This is a genomic window from Polynucleobacter sp. UB-Raua-W9, assembly GCF_018687435.1.
Taxonomy (GTDB): Bacteria; Pseudomonadota; Gammaproteobacteria; order Burkholderiales; family Burkholderiaceae; genus Polynucleobacter.
The window spans coordinates 1,626,250-1,641,904 of sequence record NZ_CP061290.1; the positions used below are offsets into that span (position 1 = coordinate 1,626,250).

17 protein-coding genes and 1 other RNA gene are annotated in these 15,655 nt (G+C 46.4%); 12 read left to right on the top strand and 6 right to left on the bottom strand.

What is annotated here, in order from left to right; all coding sequences use genetic code 11:
- The 10 genes from AOC07_RS08275 (at position 1) to ruvB (ending at position 9,587) form a co-directional block, all read left to right on the top strand.
- Positions 1-1,002 (top strand): aminoglycoside phosphotransferase family protein, encoded by a 1,002-nt coding sequence (locus tag AOC07_RS08275; protein WP_215357494.1) that lies wholly within the window; start codon positions 1-3, stop codon positions 1,000-1,002.
- A 19-nt stretch (positions 1,003-1,021) separates the two neighbouring features.
- Positions 1,022-1,732: an N-acetylmuramate alpha-1-phosphate uridylyltransferase MurU gene (gene murU / locus AOC07_RS08280; protein ID WP_215357496.1), complete on the top strand. Its 711-nt coding sequence runs from the start codon at positions 1,022-1,024 to the stop codon at positions 1,730-1,732.
- Complete coding sequence (locus tag AOC07_RS08285; RefSeq protein WP_215357498.1) at positions 1,725-3,089, top strand: aminopeptidase P N-terminal domain-containing protein; 1,365 nt, start codon at positions 1,725-1,727, stop codon at positions 3,087-3,089. The genes murU and AOC07_RS08285 overlap by 8 nt, the downstream gene beginning before the upstream one ends.
- 5 nt (positions 3,090-3,094) lie before the next feature.
- Positions 3,095-4,255, top strand: coding sequence for an FAD-dependent monooxygenase (locus AOC07_RS08290; protein WP_251371669.1), 1,161 nt, complete (start codon positions 3,095-3,097; stop codon positions 4,253-4,255).
- A 142-nt stretch (positions 4,256-4,397) separates the two neighbouring features.
- Complete coding sequence (gene dusB, locus AOC07_RS08295) at positions 4,398-5,414, top strand: tRNA dihydrouridine synthase DusB (protein WP_215357500.1); 1,017 nt, start codon at positions 4,398-4,400, stop codon at positions 5,412-5,414.
- Between the two features lie 41 nt (positions 5,415-5,455).
- Entirely contained in the window at positions 5,456-5,695 is a 240-nt protein-coding gene (locus AOC07_RS08300) for a helix-turn-helix domain-containing protein (protein ID WP_215293144.1), read from the top strand.
- Between the two features lie 45 nt (positions 5,696-5,740).
- A complete protein-coding gene (gene purH / locus AOC07_RS08305; RefSeq protein WP_215357502.1) occupies positions 5,741-7,321 on the top strand; it encodes a bifunctional phosphoribosylaminoimidazolecarboxamide formyltransferase/IMP cyclohydrolase in 1,581 nt (526 codons plus the stop codon).
- Between the two features lie 31 nt (positions 7,322-7,352).
- Positions 7,353-7,871 (top strand): crossover junction endodeoxyribonuclease RuvC, encoded by a 519-nt coding sequence (gene ruvC, locus AOC07_RS08310; RefSeq protein WP_215293148.1) that lies wholly within the window; start codon positions 7,353-7,355, stop codon positions 7,869-7,871.
- Positions 7,872-7,907: 36 nt separating this feature from the next.
- Complete coding sequence (gene ruvA, locus AOC07_RS08315) at positions 7,908-8,489, top strand: Holliday junction branch migration protein RuvA (RefSeq protein ID WP_215293150.1); 582 nt, start codon at positions 7,908-7,910, stop codon at positions 8,487-8,489.
- A gap of 27 nt (positions 8,490-8,516) precedes the next feature.
- Positions 8,517-9,587, top strand: a complete 1,071-nt coding sequence (ruvB, locus tag AOC07_RS08320; RefSeq protein WP_215293152.1) for a Holliday junction branch migration DNA helicase RuvB — start codon at positions 8,517-8,519, stop codon at positions 9,585-9,587.
- On the opposite strand, the gene tyrS is transcribed toward ruvB, so the two are convergent.
- Positions 9,584-10,816: a tyrosine--tRNA ligase gene (gene tyrS / locus AOC07_RS08325; protein WP_215357504.1), complete on the bottom strand. Its 1,233-nt coding sequence runs from the start codon at positions 10,814-10,816 to the stop codon at positions 9,584-9,586. The two genes, ruvB and tyrS, sit on opposite strands and share 4 nt — an antisense overlap.
- Positions 10,817-10,889: 73 nt before the next feature.
- On the opposite strand from tyrS, the gene AOC07_RS08330 reads away from it, so the two are divergent.
- Positions 10,890-12,017, top strand: a complete 1,128-nt coding sequence (locus AOC07_RS08330) for an anhydro-N-acetylmuramic acid kinase (protein WP_215357506.1) — start codon at positions 10,890-10,892, stop codon at positions 12,015-12,017.
- 12 nt (positions 12,018-12,029) lie between these two features.
- Here the strand turns inward: AOC07_RS08330 and erpA are convergent, their stop codons facing one another.
- The 4 genes from erpA to rplM all read right to left on the bottom strand — a co-directional run bounded on the left by erpA (position 12,030) and on the right by rplM (position 14,483).
- A complete protein-coding gene (gene erpA / locus AOC07_RS08335) occupies positions 12,030-12,404 on the bottom strand; it encodes an iron-sulfur cluster insertion protein ErpA (protein ID WP_215293158.1) in 375 nt (124 codons plus the stop codon).
- Positions 12,405-12,472: 68 nt separating this feature from the next.
- Positions 12,473-13,531, bottom strand: a complete 1,059-nt coding sequence (argC, locus tag AOC07_RS08340) for an N-acetyl-gamma-glutamyl-phosphate reductase (protein WP_215357508.1) — start codon at positions 13,529-13,531, stop codon at positions 12,473-12,475.
- Positions 13,532-13,643: 112 nt separating this feature from the next.
- Positions 13,644-14,045: a 30S ribosomal protein S9 gene (rpsI, locus tag AOC07_RS08345; RefSeq protein ID WP_071466175.1), complete on the bottom strand. Its 402-nt coding sequence runs from the start codon at positions 14,043-14,045 to the stop codon at positions 13,644-13,646.
- A gap of 9 nt (positions 14,046-14,054) precedes the next feature.
- Positions 14,055-14,483: a 50S ribosomal protein L13 gene (gene rplM, locus AOC07_RS08350; RefSeq protein ID WP_215293162.1), complete on the bottom strand. Its 429-nt coding sequence runs from the start codon at positions 14,481-14,483 to the stop codon at positions 14,055-14,057.
- Between the two features lie 416 nt (positions 14,484-14,899).
- On the opposite strand from rplM, the gene AOC07_RS08355 reads away from it, so the two are divergent.
- Positions 14,900-15,322, top strand: a complete 423-nt coding sequence (locus AOC07_RS08355; protein ID WP_215293164.1) for an OsmC family protein — start codon at positions 14,900-14,902, stop codon at positions 15,320-15,322.
- Here AOC07_RS08355 and rnpB read toward each other — a convergent pair.
- An RNA gene (gene rnpB / locus AOC07_RS08360) (RNase P RNA component class A) lies at positions 15,323-15,629 on the bottom strand.
- Positions 15,630-15,655: the final 26 nt, after the last annotated feature.

Sequence of the window (15,655 nt, forward strand, 5' to 3'; positions counted from 1 at the left end):
ATGACTGACTCTCGCTTAAACACCCTCCGCAGTTGGCTAAAAGCCCTGCAGCCTAGCTGGCAATTAGATCTCCACACCTTGACCCCGGCCTCAGCAGATGCCAGCTTTAGACGCTATTTCCGTATTGAGTCCAAAAACCCCGATTTTGGGACCCTGATTGTGATGGATGCGCCGCCCCAATATGAGCCTTTAGATGCTTTTATCAAAGTCGATTTATTGCTGTCTGATGCAGGTCTAAACGTTCCAAAAATACTCGAAAAAAATATTGTCGAGGGCTTTCTTTTATTAAATGATTTGGGTACCAAAACCTATCTTGCAGAGCTAACTCCTGAAAGCGCAGATCATCTGTACCAAGATGCAACTCATGCCTTAGTGCAGATGCAATTGGCGAGTAAACCTAATGTACTACCAAGCTACGATGAAGTGTTACTAAAACGCGAGTTAGATTTATTTCCTGAATGGTATTTGAAGAAACATCTCCACATTCAATTAAACGCTCAACAGCAAGCCCAACTCAATCAGTCTTTTGAATTCATTATTGAAAATAACCTCACGCAAGCAAAAGTTTATGTTCATCGCGATTACCATTCGCGCAATTTAATGGTGGCCGAAAAAAATAATCCTGGTGTGATTGACTTTCAAGATGCAGTTTATGGTCCCATTACTTACGATGCCGCCTCTTTGTGGCGCGATGCATATATAGCCTGGCCTGAAGAGCGTGTGATTGACTGGGTGATTAAATTTTGGGAAGAGGGTCGTAAGGCCGGTCTTCCAATGCCAGATGACTTTGGTCAGTTCTATCGTGATTTCGAGTGGACGGGGCTACAGCGTCACTTGAAGGTTCTAGGCATTTTTGCAAGACTTTTTCACCGCGATGGCAAAGATGGTTACCTGAAAGATATCCCTTTGGTATTGAAATATGCCATTGCCACTGCCAATCGCTACATTGAATTAAAGCCACTAGCGCGCATTTTGGAGTCAACCCGCCCAAATGAAGAATGACTAGGAAAGTACGATAGACATGAATAGCTCTCTTCCTTGTTTTCTTCTTGCTGCTGGCAGGGGTGAGCGTATGCGACCGCTCACTGATAGCTTGCCCAAACCCTTGCTAACAATTCAAAATAAATCCTTATTAGCATGGCACCTTGAAGCTATCTCTAAAACAGAGATTCAAAATGTTGTTATCAACCATGCATGGCTCGGTGAAAAGATTGAAGAGAGCTTGGGGAATGGTCATCACTTTGGCTTAAACATCCAGTACTCACCTGAAATCACTGCTCTTGAAACTGCCGGCGGCATTCGCAAGGCGCTCCCCTTACTTACGCCTGATGACTATTTTTTAGTCATGAATGGGGATGTATTCAGCCCAAATCTGCCAATCGCAAAGATCTTAGAAATTGTCTCTAGACTCCGCAGCAAACCCAATAGACCTTTGGCCTACCTTTTAATGGTTCCAAACCCTGCTCAACACCCAGAAGGTGACTTTTTTCTCAAAGACTCCGTAGTTAGCAATCATGGGTCGGCGGAAGCAGAGAAGCTCACTTTTTCAGGGATCGGTATTTACCATAAAGACCTTTTTAAAGACCTAGAAATAGATGTACCAGCCAAACTAGCGCCTCTGCTGAGGGTGGCAATGGAGCAAAATAAAGTGTTTGGTGAAAAATATATCGGTCCATGGCACGATGTAGGGACCCCACAACGATTGCAAGAGCTCAATGTAGCTTATGAATAAGACTATCTACCAAGAACGCAGAAATGCACTGGCGAAACTCATCTATACCAAAACTGGTGGTGGTATTGCTGTCATCTCAACTGCGCCTGAATTAGCCCGCAATCGTGATAGCGAATTTCCCTATCGCCATGACAGCGATTTCTTTTACTTGACTGGCTTTGAAGAGCCGGGGGCAAGCTTGGTAATTGTGGTCAAGGGTGGCGATAAGACTCATCAAGTTCAATCCCATTTATTTTGCAGACCCAAAGATCCTGAGCGTGAAATTTGGGATGGCATTCGTCTCGGACCGGAGGCAGCGCCAACAATGCTTGGAATTGAATACGCACACAGCAATCAAGAACTCGATCATAAACTCGGTGAATTACTCGCTAATCAAGATGCGATTTATATTCGTCTAGCTGAAAGCGCTGAAGCGGATCGTCGTTTACGTCACTGGATGAAGCAAGTTCGTGGACAAGGACGCTCTGGCATTAATCCACCTTCTGAATTCCATGATGTAGAAGCACTTATTCACGAGATGCGTCTCTTTAAGGATGAGCATGAGATCGACATCATGCGCCGTGCTGCAGCCATTTCTGCGCGTGCTCATATTAGAGCTATGCAAATATGCAGACCGGGTATGCGCGAGTACCAACTTGAAGCAGAATTACTCCATGAGTTTCGCAATAGCGGTGCCCAAAGTGTTGCCTATAACAGTATCGTTGCTGGTGGCGCAAACTCTTGCATCTTGCACTACCGGGCCGGCTCAACTGAGTTACGCAATGGTGAACTCTGCTTAATTGATGCAGGCTGCGAACTAGATGGATATGCATCGGATATCACCCGCACTTTTCCCGTCAATGGAAAATTTACAGGTCCTCAGCGAGCACTCTATGACATTACGCTCGCCGCACAAGAAGCGGCAATTGCCATGGCTAGGCCAGGCAACACGTTTATGCAACCTCATGAAGCGGCACTCACAGTGCTGACTCAAGGACTGCTGGATGAAAATCTTCTGAAGCTTTCAGAATTGGGTTCGCTTGAGAATGCCATTGAGACTGGTGCGTATCGTCGTTTCTATATGCACCGCACTTCCCATTGGCTAGGCATGGATGTGCATGATGTTGGCTCTTATCGTGAGCACACTGAAAATTCCCTTCAAGAAGAAAAACCTTGGCGCATCCTCAAAAGAGATATGGTCATCACCATTGAACCCGGTCTTTACATAAGACCTGCCGATGATATAGATGCCGCCTTTTGGAATATTGGCATCCGGATTGAGGATGATGCAGTCATTAATGATTCTGGCTGTGAACTGATTTCTCGTGGAGTTCCCGTGAATGCCGATGAAATCGAAGCAATCATGAAGAACGCCTAAATCTAATGATGAATGCATCTAGTAGTGACATCTTGATTCATGGGGGCGGGCCAGTTGGACTTGCTTGCGCCGCTTGGACTTTACAAAAATTTCCAGATGCAAAACTTATTCTCATTGATCGAAACCCAAAAGAAGATGTTGATCTAATGGCGGCCGATAGTCGCGGTATCGCTCTTTCACATGGCAGCAAGCTGCTACTCGACACAATTCATGCATGGCCTACTGAATATACTGATATTCACCGCGTACATGTTTCACAAGCAGGTCGCTTTGGTCGTGCAGTCATGATGCGCGAAGAGCTCAATCAAGATGCCTTGGGTCACATCATCCGCTATCGTGATATTCACATCACACTACGCCAGGCATTAAGAAAAATACAAAGTACCAGTCCTCATTTTGAGTGGCAGCACCTTAGCAAAGAAGATACCCAGGTAAATATCAATGCTGGATGCATTGTGCATGCAGAGGGTGGATTGTTTAAGAAGCAAGATTGGGTTGAGTCGGGCCGAGACTATGGACAATCCGCCCTAGTGGGTTTGGTTGAAGTAGAAAATGCGGCGCCCTATCAGGCCTGGGAGCGCTTTACCTCTGAAGGTCCACTAGCAGTACTTCCCAGTCACTATGGTCCCAATATTTTGAATCTTGTATGGTGTGGATCGCCAGAGTCCTCACGGCATCGCTTGCAATTAGGTGATGATGATTTTCTGGAATCATTACAAAAAGAATTTGGTTCACGCATTGGGTGCTTTCTAAAAATTCAAGATCGTCGCCTATATGAACTTGGCCTGAACTACCGCAAAGAAATCATCAAAGAAAACGCAGTGTGGATTGGCAACGCTGCACAAACTTTGCACCCCGTTGCGGGACAGGGATTGAATTTGGGATTACGTGATGCTTTTTTGCTTGCTGAAAAATTAGTTGGGGTATTTTCAGGATCAACAGAAAGCCATACTCCAGCAGCTGTTCACAACGCATTAGTAAGTTATGCGGCAAGTCGCAAAGCAGATCGCACCACAACTATTGGACTAACAGACTTCATGGCCAGAGTGTTTACCTCCCATTTGGTCCCTGTTGTTATGGCTCGAGGTTTGGCTTTATCAGCCCTACAGTGGCTTCCACCAGTGAAGACTGCCTTAGCTCGCCAGATGATGTTTGGCAGGCGCTAAAGGGCTCAGATAGCCTCCTAGCGTTGAGCAAACCTAATTTGATCTGCATTAGTTAATCTGCCTAATTTTTAGGCAGATTAAGGCCTCTTTGTGCTAAAGTGTCATGCTTTCCGCAAGACGCTGCTCACACCAAGCCCAATAAATGAAGATCGGCCCCCACCTCCTCGCTAACAGACTATTTGTTGCTCCTATGGCCGGGGTTACTGATCGTCCATTTCGACAGCTTTGCAAGCAATTAGGCGCAGGTTATGCCGTCTCAGAAATGGTGGCTTCCAATGCCTTGCTTTGGAAAAGTGAAAAGACGCAGCGTCGCGCTAACCATGTCGGCGAATTCAAACCCATTGCCGTGCAAATTGCAGGCGCAGACCCCACTATGATGGCTGCAGCAGCAAAAATTAATGTGGATCATGGCGCGCAGATTATTGATATCAATATGGGCTGCCCAGCCAAAAAAGTTTGCAATGTAGCCGCAGGTTCAGCCTTATTACGTGATGAACCCTTAGTGCAGCAAATTTTGGAAGCCGTGGTTAAAGCTGTTGGTATTGGACCAGATGCCGTACCAGTTACTTTAAAAATTCGTACGGGCTGGGATCGAGAGCATAAAAATGCAATCGAGATTGCACGTCTGGCAGAGCGATCTGGAATTTCTATGCTGACTGTTCATGGTCGGACTAGAGCAGATCTGTATCACGGCGAAGCAGAATATGAAACGATTACTGCTGTAAAAAATAGTGTAGCTATTCCAGTCGTTGCCAATGGGGATATTCACAGCCCAGAAAAAGCAGAAGCCGTTCTCAAGATCACTGGTGCAGATGCCATCATGATTGGACGCGCCGCCCAAGGTCGCCCCTGGATCTTCCGTGAAATCAATCATTACTTAGAGACTGGTGGTAAGTTACCAACTCCTGAAATTAATGAGATTCAGGCGATTATGAATGCGCACCTGCTTGATCACTATGAGTTTTATGGTGATCACATTGGCTTACGCACAGCGCGTAAGCACATTGGCTGGTATTGCAAAGGTTTGCGTGATTCGCATGCATTTCGCCAGCGTATGAATACTGCCGATGATTGCAGAACTCAATTACAGATGGTCAATGATTATTTTGATGAGATGAAATCCCATTCGGATCGTTTACTTTTTTTAGAAGCGGCTTAACCACAGCCTAGTTATTTTCGTTTTTAGTATTTATTTAATATATGACCAATAAACACCCTATTACAGAATGCATTGAAACACAGTTACAAAGCTATTTGAGTGATCTCAAGGGTACGCCCCCGACTGATATCTACCAAATGGTTCTGGCTGTCGTTGAAAAGCCGATGCTAGAGCTCGTGATGCAGCATGCAAAACAAAACCAATCTTTGGCTGCGCAATACCTTGGCATCAACCGCAATACCTTACATAAAAAGCTCGTTGAACACCAGCTGCTGAAATAAATAAAACTTTGCTACACAATTTACTATTAAGACCTATCTGAAAATATGATCCGTACAGCCCTCCTTTCCGTTTCTGATAAAAATGGCATCGTGCCTTTTGCTAAAGCTCTCCATGAGCAGGGCATTCAGTTAATTTCTACCGGCGGAACAGCAAAACTGTTGGCTGAAAATAATCTGCCAGTAGTAGAGGTATCTTCTTTGACTAAGTTTCCGGAGATGTTGGATGGACGCGTTAAGACGCTGCACCCAATGGTGCATGGTGGACTACTGGCACGCAGAGACTTTCCTGATCACATGGCAGCCCTTAAAGAGCACGGTATCGATACCATTGATATGTTGGTCATTAATCTGTACCCATTCAATGAAACTGTTGCCAACGAAGCATGTTTATTTGAAGATGCAGTAGAAAACATTGATATCGGTGGACCAGCCATGTTGCGTGCTGCAGCAAAAAATCATCAAGATGTAACCGTCCTAATCTCTCCTGATGATTACGCTTCCGTCTTGGCTGAGATGAAAGCCAATCAGAATGTGGTTTCTTATAAAACGAATTTAGCTTTAGCCAAGAAAGTATTTGCACACACCGCACAATACGATGGTGCAATTGCTAACTATCTTTCTGCGTTGGGTGATGATTTAGATCACAAAGGACGGTCTGCTTATCCGGAAACACTACACCTTGCCTTTGAGAAGGTTCAAGAGATGCGTTACGGCGAGAACCCACACCAATCTGCAGCTTTCTATAAAGATATTCACCCAGTGGATGGCGCGCTTGCCAACTACAAGCAATTGCAAGGCAAAGAGCTTTCATATAACAACATTGCTGACGCTGACTCAGCCTGGGAGTGCGTTAAAAGCTTCACAGGCAATACTGGTGGCGCGGCAGCCTGCGTCATCATCAAGCATGCCAATCCTTGTGGCGTAGCCGTTGGTGCCACTCCACTCGAAGCTTACCAAAAGGCCTTCAAAACTGATCCAAGTTCAGCCTTTGGTGGAATCATTGCATTTAATGTACCGTGTGATGGCATTACTGCTGAAGCCATCTCCAAGCAATTTGTAGAAGTGCTTATTGCCCCTTGTTTTAGCGATGAGGCAAAGGCAATCTTTGCTGTAAAACACAATGTACGTCTACTAGAGATCCCGCTAGGCACCGCATTCAATCACTTTGATTTCAAACGCGTTGGTGGGGGCTTATTAGTGCAATCTCCAGATGCTAAAAATGTTCTTCAAAATGAAATGCGCGTTGTGAGTCAAAGACAGCCTACTCCAAGTGAGCTGAACGATATGATGTTCGCTTGGCGCGTTGCTAAGTTCGTCAAATCCAATGCGATCGTATATTGCGCCAATGGCATGACCCTTGGAATTGGCGCCGGCCAAATGAGTCGCGTTGACTCTGCACGCATGGCAAGCATTAAAGCGGAAAACGCAGGTCTAAGCCTTAAGGGCTCAGCAGTAGCGAGCGATGCCTTCTTCCCATTTCGCGATGGCTTAGATGTTGTAGTGAATGGTGGTGCAAGCTGCGCTATTCAGCCAGGCGGCAGTATGCGCGATGATGAAATCATTGCCGCAGCCAATGAGCACGGTATCGCTATGATCTTTACTGGCACACGTCACTTCCGTCACTAAGCAAGCAAAGATTAGGAAGAATTTAGCTCCCATGCGCTGGATAGGAATCGACCCTGGTTTACGCACTACTGGCTTTGGCGTGATTGATGTTGATGGTCAAAAACTCACTTATGTAGCTTCAGGCACAATTGAGAGCGGCGATCCAGCTAAAGGATTGCCGGAGCGACTTGGGGTACTCTTTGCTGGCGTTAAAGAAGTATTGGATACCTACAAACCTCAATCTGCTGCGATTGAAGAAGTTTTCTTGAATGTCAATCCGCGCTCAACTCTGATGCTTGGTCAGGCTAGGGGTGCCGTGATTGCAGCGCTAGTATCTGCAAAACTGCCTGTTGCTGAATACAGCGCCTTAAGAGTAAAGCAATCCATTGTGGGGACAGGCCGGGCTGCCAAACCACAAGTTCAAGAGATGGTGAAGCGCTTACTCAAACTCAATCGCGCCCCAGGGCCAGATGCTTCTGATGCCTTAGGAGTTGCAATCTGCGCTGCGCATCATGCACAAATTCCGCCCGCAATTACTGCAGCTTTGACCCCTAAAAAACGTAGTAAATAAAAATTGTCTAAATACATTACAGGTTAGTATCTTTATATGATTGGTCGCATTCAAGGAATCCTCGTTTCAGTTCATCCGCCCCGCCTATTGGTTGACTGCCAGGGTATTGGCTATGAAGTAGATGTGCCGATGAGCACCTTGTATCAATTACCCCAAGCAGGTCAAAAAATTACGCTTCTTACCCACTTTCAGGTGCGTGAAGATGCACAACAACTTTTTGGCTTCGCCACTGAAACCGAGCGGGAAGCATTTAGGCAGCTTATTAAAATTAGCGGTGTTGGTTCAAGAACCGCATTAGCAGTTCTATCTGGCATGAGTGTTAATGAGCTAGCTCAAGCAATTGCCCTTCAAGAGGCGGGGCGCCTCACTCAAGTACCCGGTATTGGTAAAAAAACTGCTGAGCGTCTGTGTCTTGAGCTCAAAGGAAAACTAGCCCCGGACCTTGGCATTACTGCTGGCAAACCTCAGGCATTGGATGCCAATAGCGAAGTCTTGCAAGCGCTCCTAGCTTTAGGCTACTCAGAAAAAGAAGCGCTCTTGGCACTGAAGCAGATCCCCCCAGACACCTCAGTTTCCGACGGCATTCGGATCGGCTTAAAATATTTATCTAAGACCTGACAAGCTAAACCCCACTAAACTGGCAGCATGGCAATTCATACAGACGACCTTAGCTCTATTCCCGAAGATCTCCCAGAGGGCAGTGATCGTATTGTGAGCGGTGCCGCGGGAAACACTGAGGCCGTTTTTGAAAGAGCGCTTCGTCCAAAACAACTTGATGAGTATGTTGGTCAAACCAAAGCTCGCGCCCAGCTAGAAATATTTATTAGCGCTACGAGAGCGCGTCAAGAAGCATTGGATCATGTCCTCTTATTTGGGCCTCCAGGTCTTGGCAAAACTACCCTAGCCCACATCATTGCTAGAGAGCTTGGCGTCAACTTACGTCAAACCAGTGGTCCCGTATTGGATAGACCGGGAGACCTTGCAGCTTTGCTCACCAATTTAGAGGCAAATGATGTGCTCTTCATTGATGAGATTCATCGCCTCTCCCCGATCGTCGAAGAAATCCTTTACCCTGCGTTAGAAGACTACAGTCTAGACATCATGATTGGTGAAGGCCCTGCCGCACGCAGTGTCAAAATTGATCTGAAGCCTTTTACTTTAATTGGTGCAACGACCCGTGCTGGCATGCTCACCAACCCATTACGCGACCGCTTTGGTATTGTGGCAAGGCTTGAGTTCTACACCACTGAAGAACTCACCAAGATCATTAATCGCTCAGCGAGCCTGCTCAAAGCAGACATTGATCCAGAGGGCTCGGTAGAAATCGCCAAGCGTGCACGCGGCACTCCACGTATTGCAAATCGTTTACTACGCCGTGTCAGAGACTATGCAGAAGTAAAAGGTACAGGAACGATTACGAAGGCAATGGCTGATGCTGCATTGAAGATGCTAGATGTTGATCCAAGCGGCTTTGATGTGATGGACAGAAAATTGCTTGAAGCCATCTTGCACAAATTTGATGGTGGTCCCGTTGGGATTGATAACTTGGCTGCTGCGATTGGTGAAGAGCGGGACACCATTGAAGATGTGCTAGAGCCCTATCTGATTCAGCAAGGCTACTTACAGAGAACCTCGCGTGGCCGAGTAGCGACACGTCAGGCCTATGAGCACTTTGGCTTAACGCCGCCCAGCGGCAGCGCTAGCCTAGATATTTAAGCTAGCGTCACTTTCGCAAACTTGCGTTTGCCTACCTGCACAACATAAGTTCCAGCCTCAATCTTTAACTGCTTATCAGCAACCGTTGCGCCGTCAATCTTCACCCCACCTTGCTCAATATTACGATTGGCTTCTGAAGTAGATGGCGCCAGTCCTGCAGCCTTTAATAGATTTGCAATCGCCATAGGGGTGCCAGTGAGATTTACTTCCGGAATATCGTCAGGTAAACCGCCCTTAGCGCGATGATTAAAGTCTTCTAATGCCTTTTCTGCTGCAGCCTGAGAATGAAAACGCGCCACGATTTCTTGTGCGAGAAGCACTTTGCAGTCTTTTGGATTACGACCAGTAGCAACTTCTTGTTTCATCAAATCAATTTCTGACATTGGTCTAAACGACAACAATGTGAAGTAATCCCACATCAAGTCATCAGAGATACTCAGGAGTTTTCCGAACATCTCTCTAGCAGGTTCGCTAATGCCAATGTAATTACCTTTAGACTTACTCATCTTCTCAACGCCATCCAGCCCAACCAAGAGAGGCATCGTCAAAATACACTGAGGCTCTTGGCCATATTCACGCTGGAGTTCACGTCCAACCAAGAGATTAAATTTTTGGTCAGTACCGCCAAGCTCTAAATCACTCTTGAGTGCGACAGAGTCGTAACCCTGCATTAATGGATACAAAAATTCATGAATAGAAATAGGTACACCGTTGCGATAGCGCTTAGTAAAGTCATCACGCTCTAGCATGCGAGCAACTGTATGTTTGGCAGCCAACTGGATCATGCCGCGTGCGCCTAATGGATCACACCATTCACTGTTGTAACGTACCTCTGTCTTCGCAGGATCAAGCACCATGCTTGCCTGACGATAGTAAGTTTCTGCATTGACCGCGATCTCTTCCGCAGACAATGGTGGGCGAGTAGCATTACGTCCAGATGGATCGCCAATCATACTGGTGAAGTCACCAATCAAGAAAATGACGGTATGCCCTAAATCTTGTAGATGACGTAATTTATTTAAAACAACCGTATGGCCCAAATGAATATCTGGCGCAGTAGGATCTAACCCCAACTTAATTCTGAGTGGGATCTTGGTAGCCTGGCTACGAGCCAACTTCTGGACCCAATCGGCCTCAACCAATAGCTCATCACAGCCACGCTTGGTGACTTCAAGGGCCTCAAAGACTTCAGGGGTCAAAGGATATTTTTGTTCTGGTTTAGCCGTCATACTGATTCGGATGCTGATACAGTGATTTAGTATTTAAATTGTTAAGCATAATTGTCGCATTCCTGAGAACTAGATGAACAAACTGCATTCCCTCTACATTGGCCTCATGTCTGGAACCAGCCTAGATGGGATCGATGCCGTTCTAGCCAAGATCGAATCCAACGGAGAAACGAGCATCCAAGCAGCCTTCATTACCCCTTTTAGTCCAGAGTTGCGTAAAACCCTGTTTGAGCTTCAAAGCCCCGGTAGCAATGAGCTCCACCGGGAGAAGCAAGCAGGGAACGCCTTAGCCATGGCCTATGCAGAGGCAGTGAACCAGCTATTAAAAAAAGTGGATTTGCAGGCCTCAGATATTGCTGCAATTGGTGCCCATGGACAAACGATTCGCCACCAACCTCACCTTGGGGATATGGCCTATACCCATCAGACTCTCAATCCAGCGCTCTTGGCAGAAAAGTCTGGCATTGATGTCATTGCTGACTTTAGAAGTCGCGACCTCGCAGCAGGTGGTCATGGCGCGCCTTTGGTCCCAGCCTTTCATGCGCAGCAATTTTCTTCAGCAGAAAATTTAGCAGTACTCAATATCGGCGGTATCGCCAATCTCACGCTCCTTCCAAAGAATGGCGAAGTGACTGGCTTTGATTGTGGCCCAGGAAATATGTTGATGGATGCTTGGATACGTGAACATCAAGGAAATGCATTTGATGAAAATGGTAACTGGGCACTGCAAGGCGAAGCAAATGAAATATTACTTACAAAGATGTTGGCTGACCCTTTCTTTGAAAAATCTCCGCCCAAGAGCACTGGGCGAGACGATTTTCATCTTGACTGGCTACATGGGAAAATTGGCCGAGATAATCATCATGCTGAAGATGTACAAGCAACACTTTTACACCTAACGGCTCACTCGGCACTAAAGGCTTTAGTCCGTCATGCCCCGCAAACCCAGAAGCTAATTGTCTGCGGAGGCGGCGCCAGAAATAACGCCTTAATAAATTTACTTAAAATTAAAGCGAAGCACTTCTTTGCAGTGCCTTTAGAAATTGTCACAAGTGATGCTGTTGGGATTGACCCACAACTCGTTGAAGGTCTTGCTTTTGCATGGCTTGCGTGGGCCCATAAAGAAAAACGGCCAGCAAATTTGCCAGCCGTTACAGGAGCGAAGGGCCCTAGAATTCTAGGTGCTTGCTATCCTGCGTAATTTATTAATTACTTAGGCAGAGAAAGAGGATCCGCAGCCGCAAGTGGTTTGAGCATTTGGATTCTTAATCACAAACTGCGAACCGTTGATATCTTCTTTGTAATCAATCTCAGCGCCAACTAAATATTGGAAGCTCATGGAGTCAACCAAAAGAGTTACGCCATTTTTTTCAAACAAGGTGTCGTCTTCATTCACAGCGTCATCAAATGTGAAGCCGTATTGAAAACCAGAGCAACCGCCACCTTGAACAAACACGCGCAGTTTTAATTCAGGGTTGCCTTCTTCAGCAATCAAGTCTGCCACTTTTGCAGCGGCACTATCCGTGAACACCAAAGGGGTTGGTGGCTCTGATAGATCTTGTACGGGTTGCGTAGCTAATTCAGTCATGATTTACTCCTAATTCAAAATGCGATTTCCTATTTTAGGCTTTTAATGCCTAGCTTGCTGAAGGGTCTTTATGGTGAAACCGCAATCTGGGTCAAACCCGTTGTCTCAGGCAAGCCAAACATGAGGTTCATGCACTGCACGCCCTGGCCAGAAGCACCTTTCACTAAATTGTCTTCCACCACCAAAATCACCAAAGTATCACCGCCACCAGGACGATGAATAGCGATCCGAATGCCGTTGCTACCACGTACAGAACGTGTTTCTGGATGGCTGCCAGCGGGCATGACATCCACAAAAGGCTCATCTTTATAGAAGGTTTCATAGAGATTTTGGTAGTCCACGCCCTTGCCAGCCTCAGTCAAACGTACATACAAAGTTGAATGAATACCCCTGATCATTGGGGTTAGGTGTGGCACAAATGTCAGACCAATTTCGTCATGGCCAGCAATTGCCTTTAAGCCCTGCACAATCTCCGGAAGGTGACGATGGCCTTTAACGCCATAGGCCTTAAAGTTATCGCTTGATTCTGAAAGCAGCGTACCAATCTCCGCCTTACGTCCAGCACCAGAAGTGCCTGATTTGGAATCAGAGATGATGTGGGTGCCATCGATCAAGTGCTTTCCGCCAGTAGATTTCGGTGAGAGTAGTGGTGCAAGACCAAGCTGCACTGAGGTTGGGTAGCAACCAGCTAATCCCACCACACGTGCTTTTTTAATTGCTTCACGATTAATTTCAGCCAAACCATAAACGGCTTCAGCCAAAATATCTGGGCAGCTATGTTCCATGCCATACCAGTTGGCAAACTCTTTGACATCCTTCAATCTAAAGTCTGCAGCAAGGTCCAAGATCTTGACATTGTTCGCCAGCAATTCTTTTGCTTGCGCCATGGCAACACCATGTGGTGTCGCAAAGAACACAACATCACACTCGTTTAATTTAGCTTCGTCTGGAGTTGTAAATTTCAGATCAACCCGCCCACGCAAAGATGGAAACATATCAGCAACTGGCATACCAGCTTCTGTGCGAGATGTAATAGCCACAATTTTTACCTCAGGATGTTGCGTCAATAAACGCAATAACTCCACTCCGGTATATCCAGTGCCACCAACGATGCCAACTTTAATCATGCCATTCTCCAAAATACCGACTGATGAGTTTTATTGCTTTAAAACCTAGATTGTAGAAACAAAAAGGGCCGCTTGCGCGACCCTTTCGATAAAACTTAAGCGACTGAAAGAATTAGCGCTTGCTGAACTGCTTACGACGACGTGCGCCATGCAGACCAACTTTTTTACGCTCAACCTCACGAGCATCGCGGGTTACCAAACCTGCTTTAGACAGAGTTGGCTTCAAAGCGTTGTCGTAGTCGATCAATGCACGAGTCACACCGTGACGAACCGCACCAGCTTGGCCAGTTTCACCGCCACCAGAAACGTTTACTTTGATATCAAAGGTCGTTAAGTGGGCTGTGAGAGCCAAAGGCTGACGTGCGATCATGCGTGATGTTTCACGAGCAAAATACGCATCGATAGGCTTACCATTAACAATGATTTCGCCTTTGCCAGATTTAATAAAAACACGCGCCACAGAACTCTTGCGACGACCAGTACCGTAATTCCAATTTCCGTAATTAATAGCCATTTGGTTTCCTTAAATCTCTAGCGCTTTTGGCTGTTGAGCCGCATGCGGATGAGTAGCGTCGCCATAAACTTTCAATTTCTTGATCATGGCATAGCCTAGTGGGCCTTTTGGCAACATACCTTTCACAGCCTTCTCCAAAGCACGGCCTGGGAAACGGTCTTGCATCTTATCGAAGTTGGTCGAGCTAATACCGCCTGGGTATCCGCTGTGACGGTAATAGATCTTGTTCAAGCCTTTTGTGCCTGTGACACGCAGCTTAGAAGAATTAATGACGACAATAAAGTCGCCAGTATCAACGTGTGGGGTGTATTCAGGCTTGTGTTTGCCGCGTAGACGGTGTGCCACTTCACTGGCGACACGACCGAGGACTTTGTCCGTAGCGTCAATCACGAACCATTCATGCACTACCTCATGGGATTTTGCAGAAAAAGTTTTCATGATTTCTCAAATTGTTATAGTCAAAAAATTACTCCAACCAAACTACGTCCACCTTGGCCCTGCTTATGTTTGCAAGCTCGCAGATTCTGCAATCTAATTGGTAAAACAATTACCGCTGACTGGTTCGGTAATTCAGTAAAGCCTTGAATTGTAACCCAAAAAAAACCCAGGAACTAGTCCTGGGTTGGAATCCACCGATGTTTGGGTGGAGGAGACACTGGGAGGAAAGTCAAAGTCTTCTATAAGACTGACTACCAATATGGTTATTGTATAGATAATTATGGTGCGATGCAAGAAAATTGACCGAAATCAATTTTTTGATGCTTTTAAACCAAAATAGCTGCCTACCAGAGGTCTATTAATATTGGTAAACTATTGATAATATTGATTAATTTAGTAAGTTAGGAATCACTAATATGGAATGTCGAGTATCTTGGCTAGGTAACAGCGGGATGGCTTTTTCTGCAGAAACCGGCAGTGGTCACTTGTTAAATATGGATGGCGCCCCTGAGGCGGGAGGCAGAAATCTAGCTCCTCGGCCAATGGAGCTGCTTTTGGCTGGTACAGGGGGTTGCTCTGCGTTTGATGTGGTTTTAATCCTACAAAGAGCTCGTCAGGCTATTAGCGCCTGCGATGTCACCCTTCAGGCTGAACGGGCTACAGAAGACCCCAAAGTCTTCACTAAGATCAATTTGCACTTCATAGTTAAAGGCAAGGATCTTGACCAGGCCAAAGTGGATCGAGCCGTCAAACTGTCGCATGAAAAATATTGCTCTGCCACCGCGATGTTGGCAAAAACAGCTGAATTAACTTACAGCATCGAAGTCATTTCAGAATAAGTGCAGAGTCAATCGATAAGCCGGATTCTGTCGCCTAGACTTTCATCTAGGGGCAATCATTCCTCTAGGCCGGCAGTTACCTGACGGCTCAAGCTCCCTACCCGCAGACTCAGCGGGACGCCTCATCGCCTGCTTACTTGGGATTGCTCCGGGTGGAGGTTACCGCGTTTCACCGTAACTAAATACGCTCGTCTCTGTGGCCCTATTCCTCACGTCACCGTGGATGGCCGTTAGCCATCACCCTTCCCTATGGAGTCCGGACTTTCCTCCCCCTCAATAAAGAAGCGGCGATTGCCCAATTGACTCTGCGCCTGCAGTCTAACGCAGTCAGAG

Bases quoted from the DNA above. Each gene is read 5' to 3' on its own strand.
- ruvC (WP_215293148.1), top strand. From the start codon at position 7,353: ATGCGCTGGATAGGAATCGACCCTGGTTTACGCACTACTGGCTTTGGC.
- tyrS (WP_215357504.1), bottom strand. From the start codon at position 10,816: ATGACGGCTAAACCAGAACAAAAATATCCTTTGACCCCTGAAGTCTTT.
- erpA (WP_215293158.1), bottom strand. From the start codon at position 12,404: ATGACTGAATTAGCTACGCAACCCGTACAAGATCTATCAGAGCCACCA.
- rplM (WP_215293162.1), bottom strand. From the start codon at position 14,483: ATGAAAACTTTTTCTGCAAAATCCCATGAGGTAGTGCATGAATGGTTC.
- ruvB (WP_215293152.1), top strand. From the start codon at position 8,517: ATGGCAATTCATACAGACGACCTTAGCTCTATTCCCGAAGATCTCCCA.
- dusB (WP_215357500.1), top strand. From the start codon at position 4,398: ATGAAGATCGGCCCCCACCTCCTCGCTAACAGACTATTTGTTGCTCCT.
- AOC07_RS08300 (WP_215293144.1), top strand. From the start codon at position 5,456: ATGACCAATAAACACCCTATTACAGAATGCATTGAAACACAGTTACAA.
- AOC07_RS08285 (WP_215357498.1), top strand. From the start codon at position 1,725: ATGAATAAGACTATCTACCAAGAACGCAGAAATGCACTGGCGAAACTC.
- ruvA (WP_215293150.1), top strand. From the start codon at position 7,908: ATGATTGGTCGCATTCAAGGAATCCTCGTTTCAGTTCATCCGCCCCGC.
- AOC07_RS08330 (WP_215357506.1), top strand. From the start codon at position 10,890: ATGAACAAACTGCATTCCCTCTACATTGGCCTCATGTCTGGAACCAGC.
- murU (WP_215357496.1), top strand. From the start codon at position 1,022: ATGAATAGCTCTCTTCCTTGTTTTCTTCTTGCTGCTGGCAGGGGTGAG.
- rpsI (WP_071466175.1), bottom strand. From the start codon at position 14,045: ATGGCTATTAATTACGGAAATTGGAATTACGGTACTGGTCGTCGCAAG.
- AOC07_RS08355 (WP_215293164.1), top strand. From the start codon at position 14,900: ATGGAATGTCGAGTATCTTGGCTAGGTAACAGCGGGATGGCTTTTTCT.
- AOC07_RS08275 (WP_215357494.1), top strand. From the start codon at position 1: ATGACTGACTCTCGCTTAAACACCCTCCGCAGTTGGCTAAAAGCCCTG.
- AOC07_RS08290 (WP_251371669.1), top strand. From the start codon at position 3,095: ATGATGAATGCATCTAGTAGTGACATCTTGATTCATGGGGGCGGGCCA.
- purH (WP_215357502.1), top strand. From the start codon at position 5,741: ATGATCCGTACAGCCCTCCTTTCCGTTTCTGATAAAAATGGCATCGTG.
- argC (WP_215357508.1), bottom strand. From the start codon at position 13,531: ATGATTAAAGTTGGCATCGTTGGTGGCACTGGATATACCGGAGTGGAG.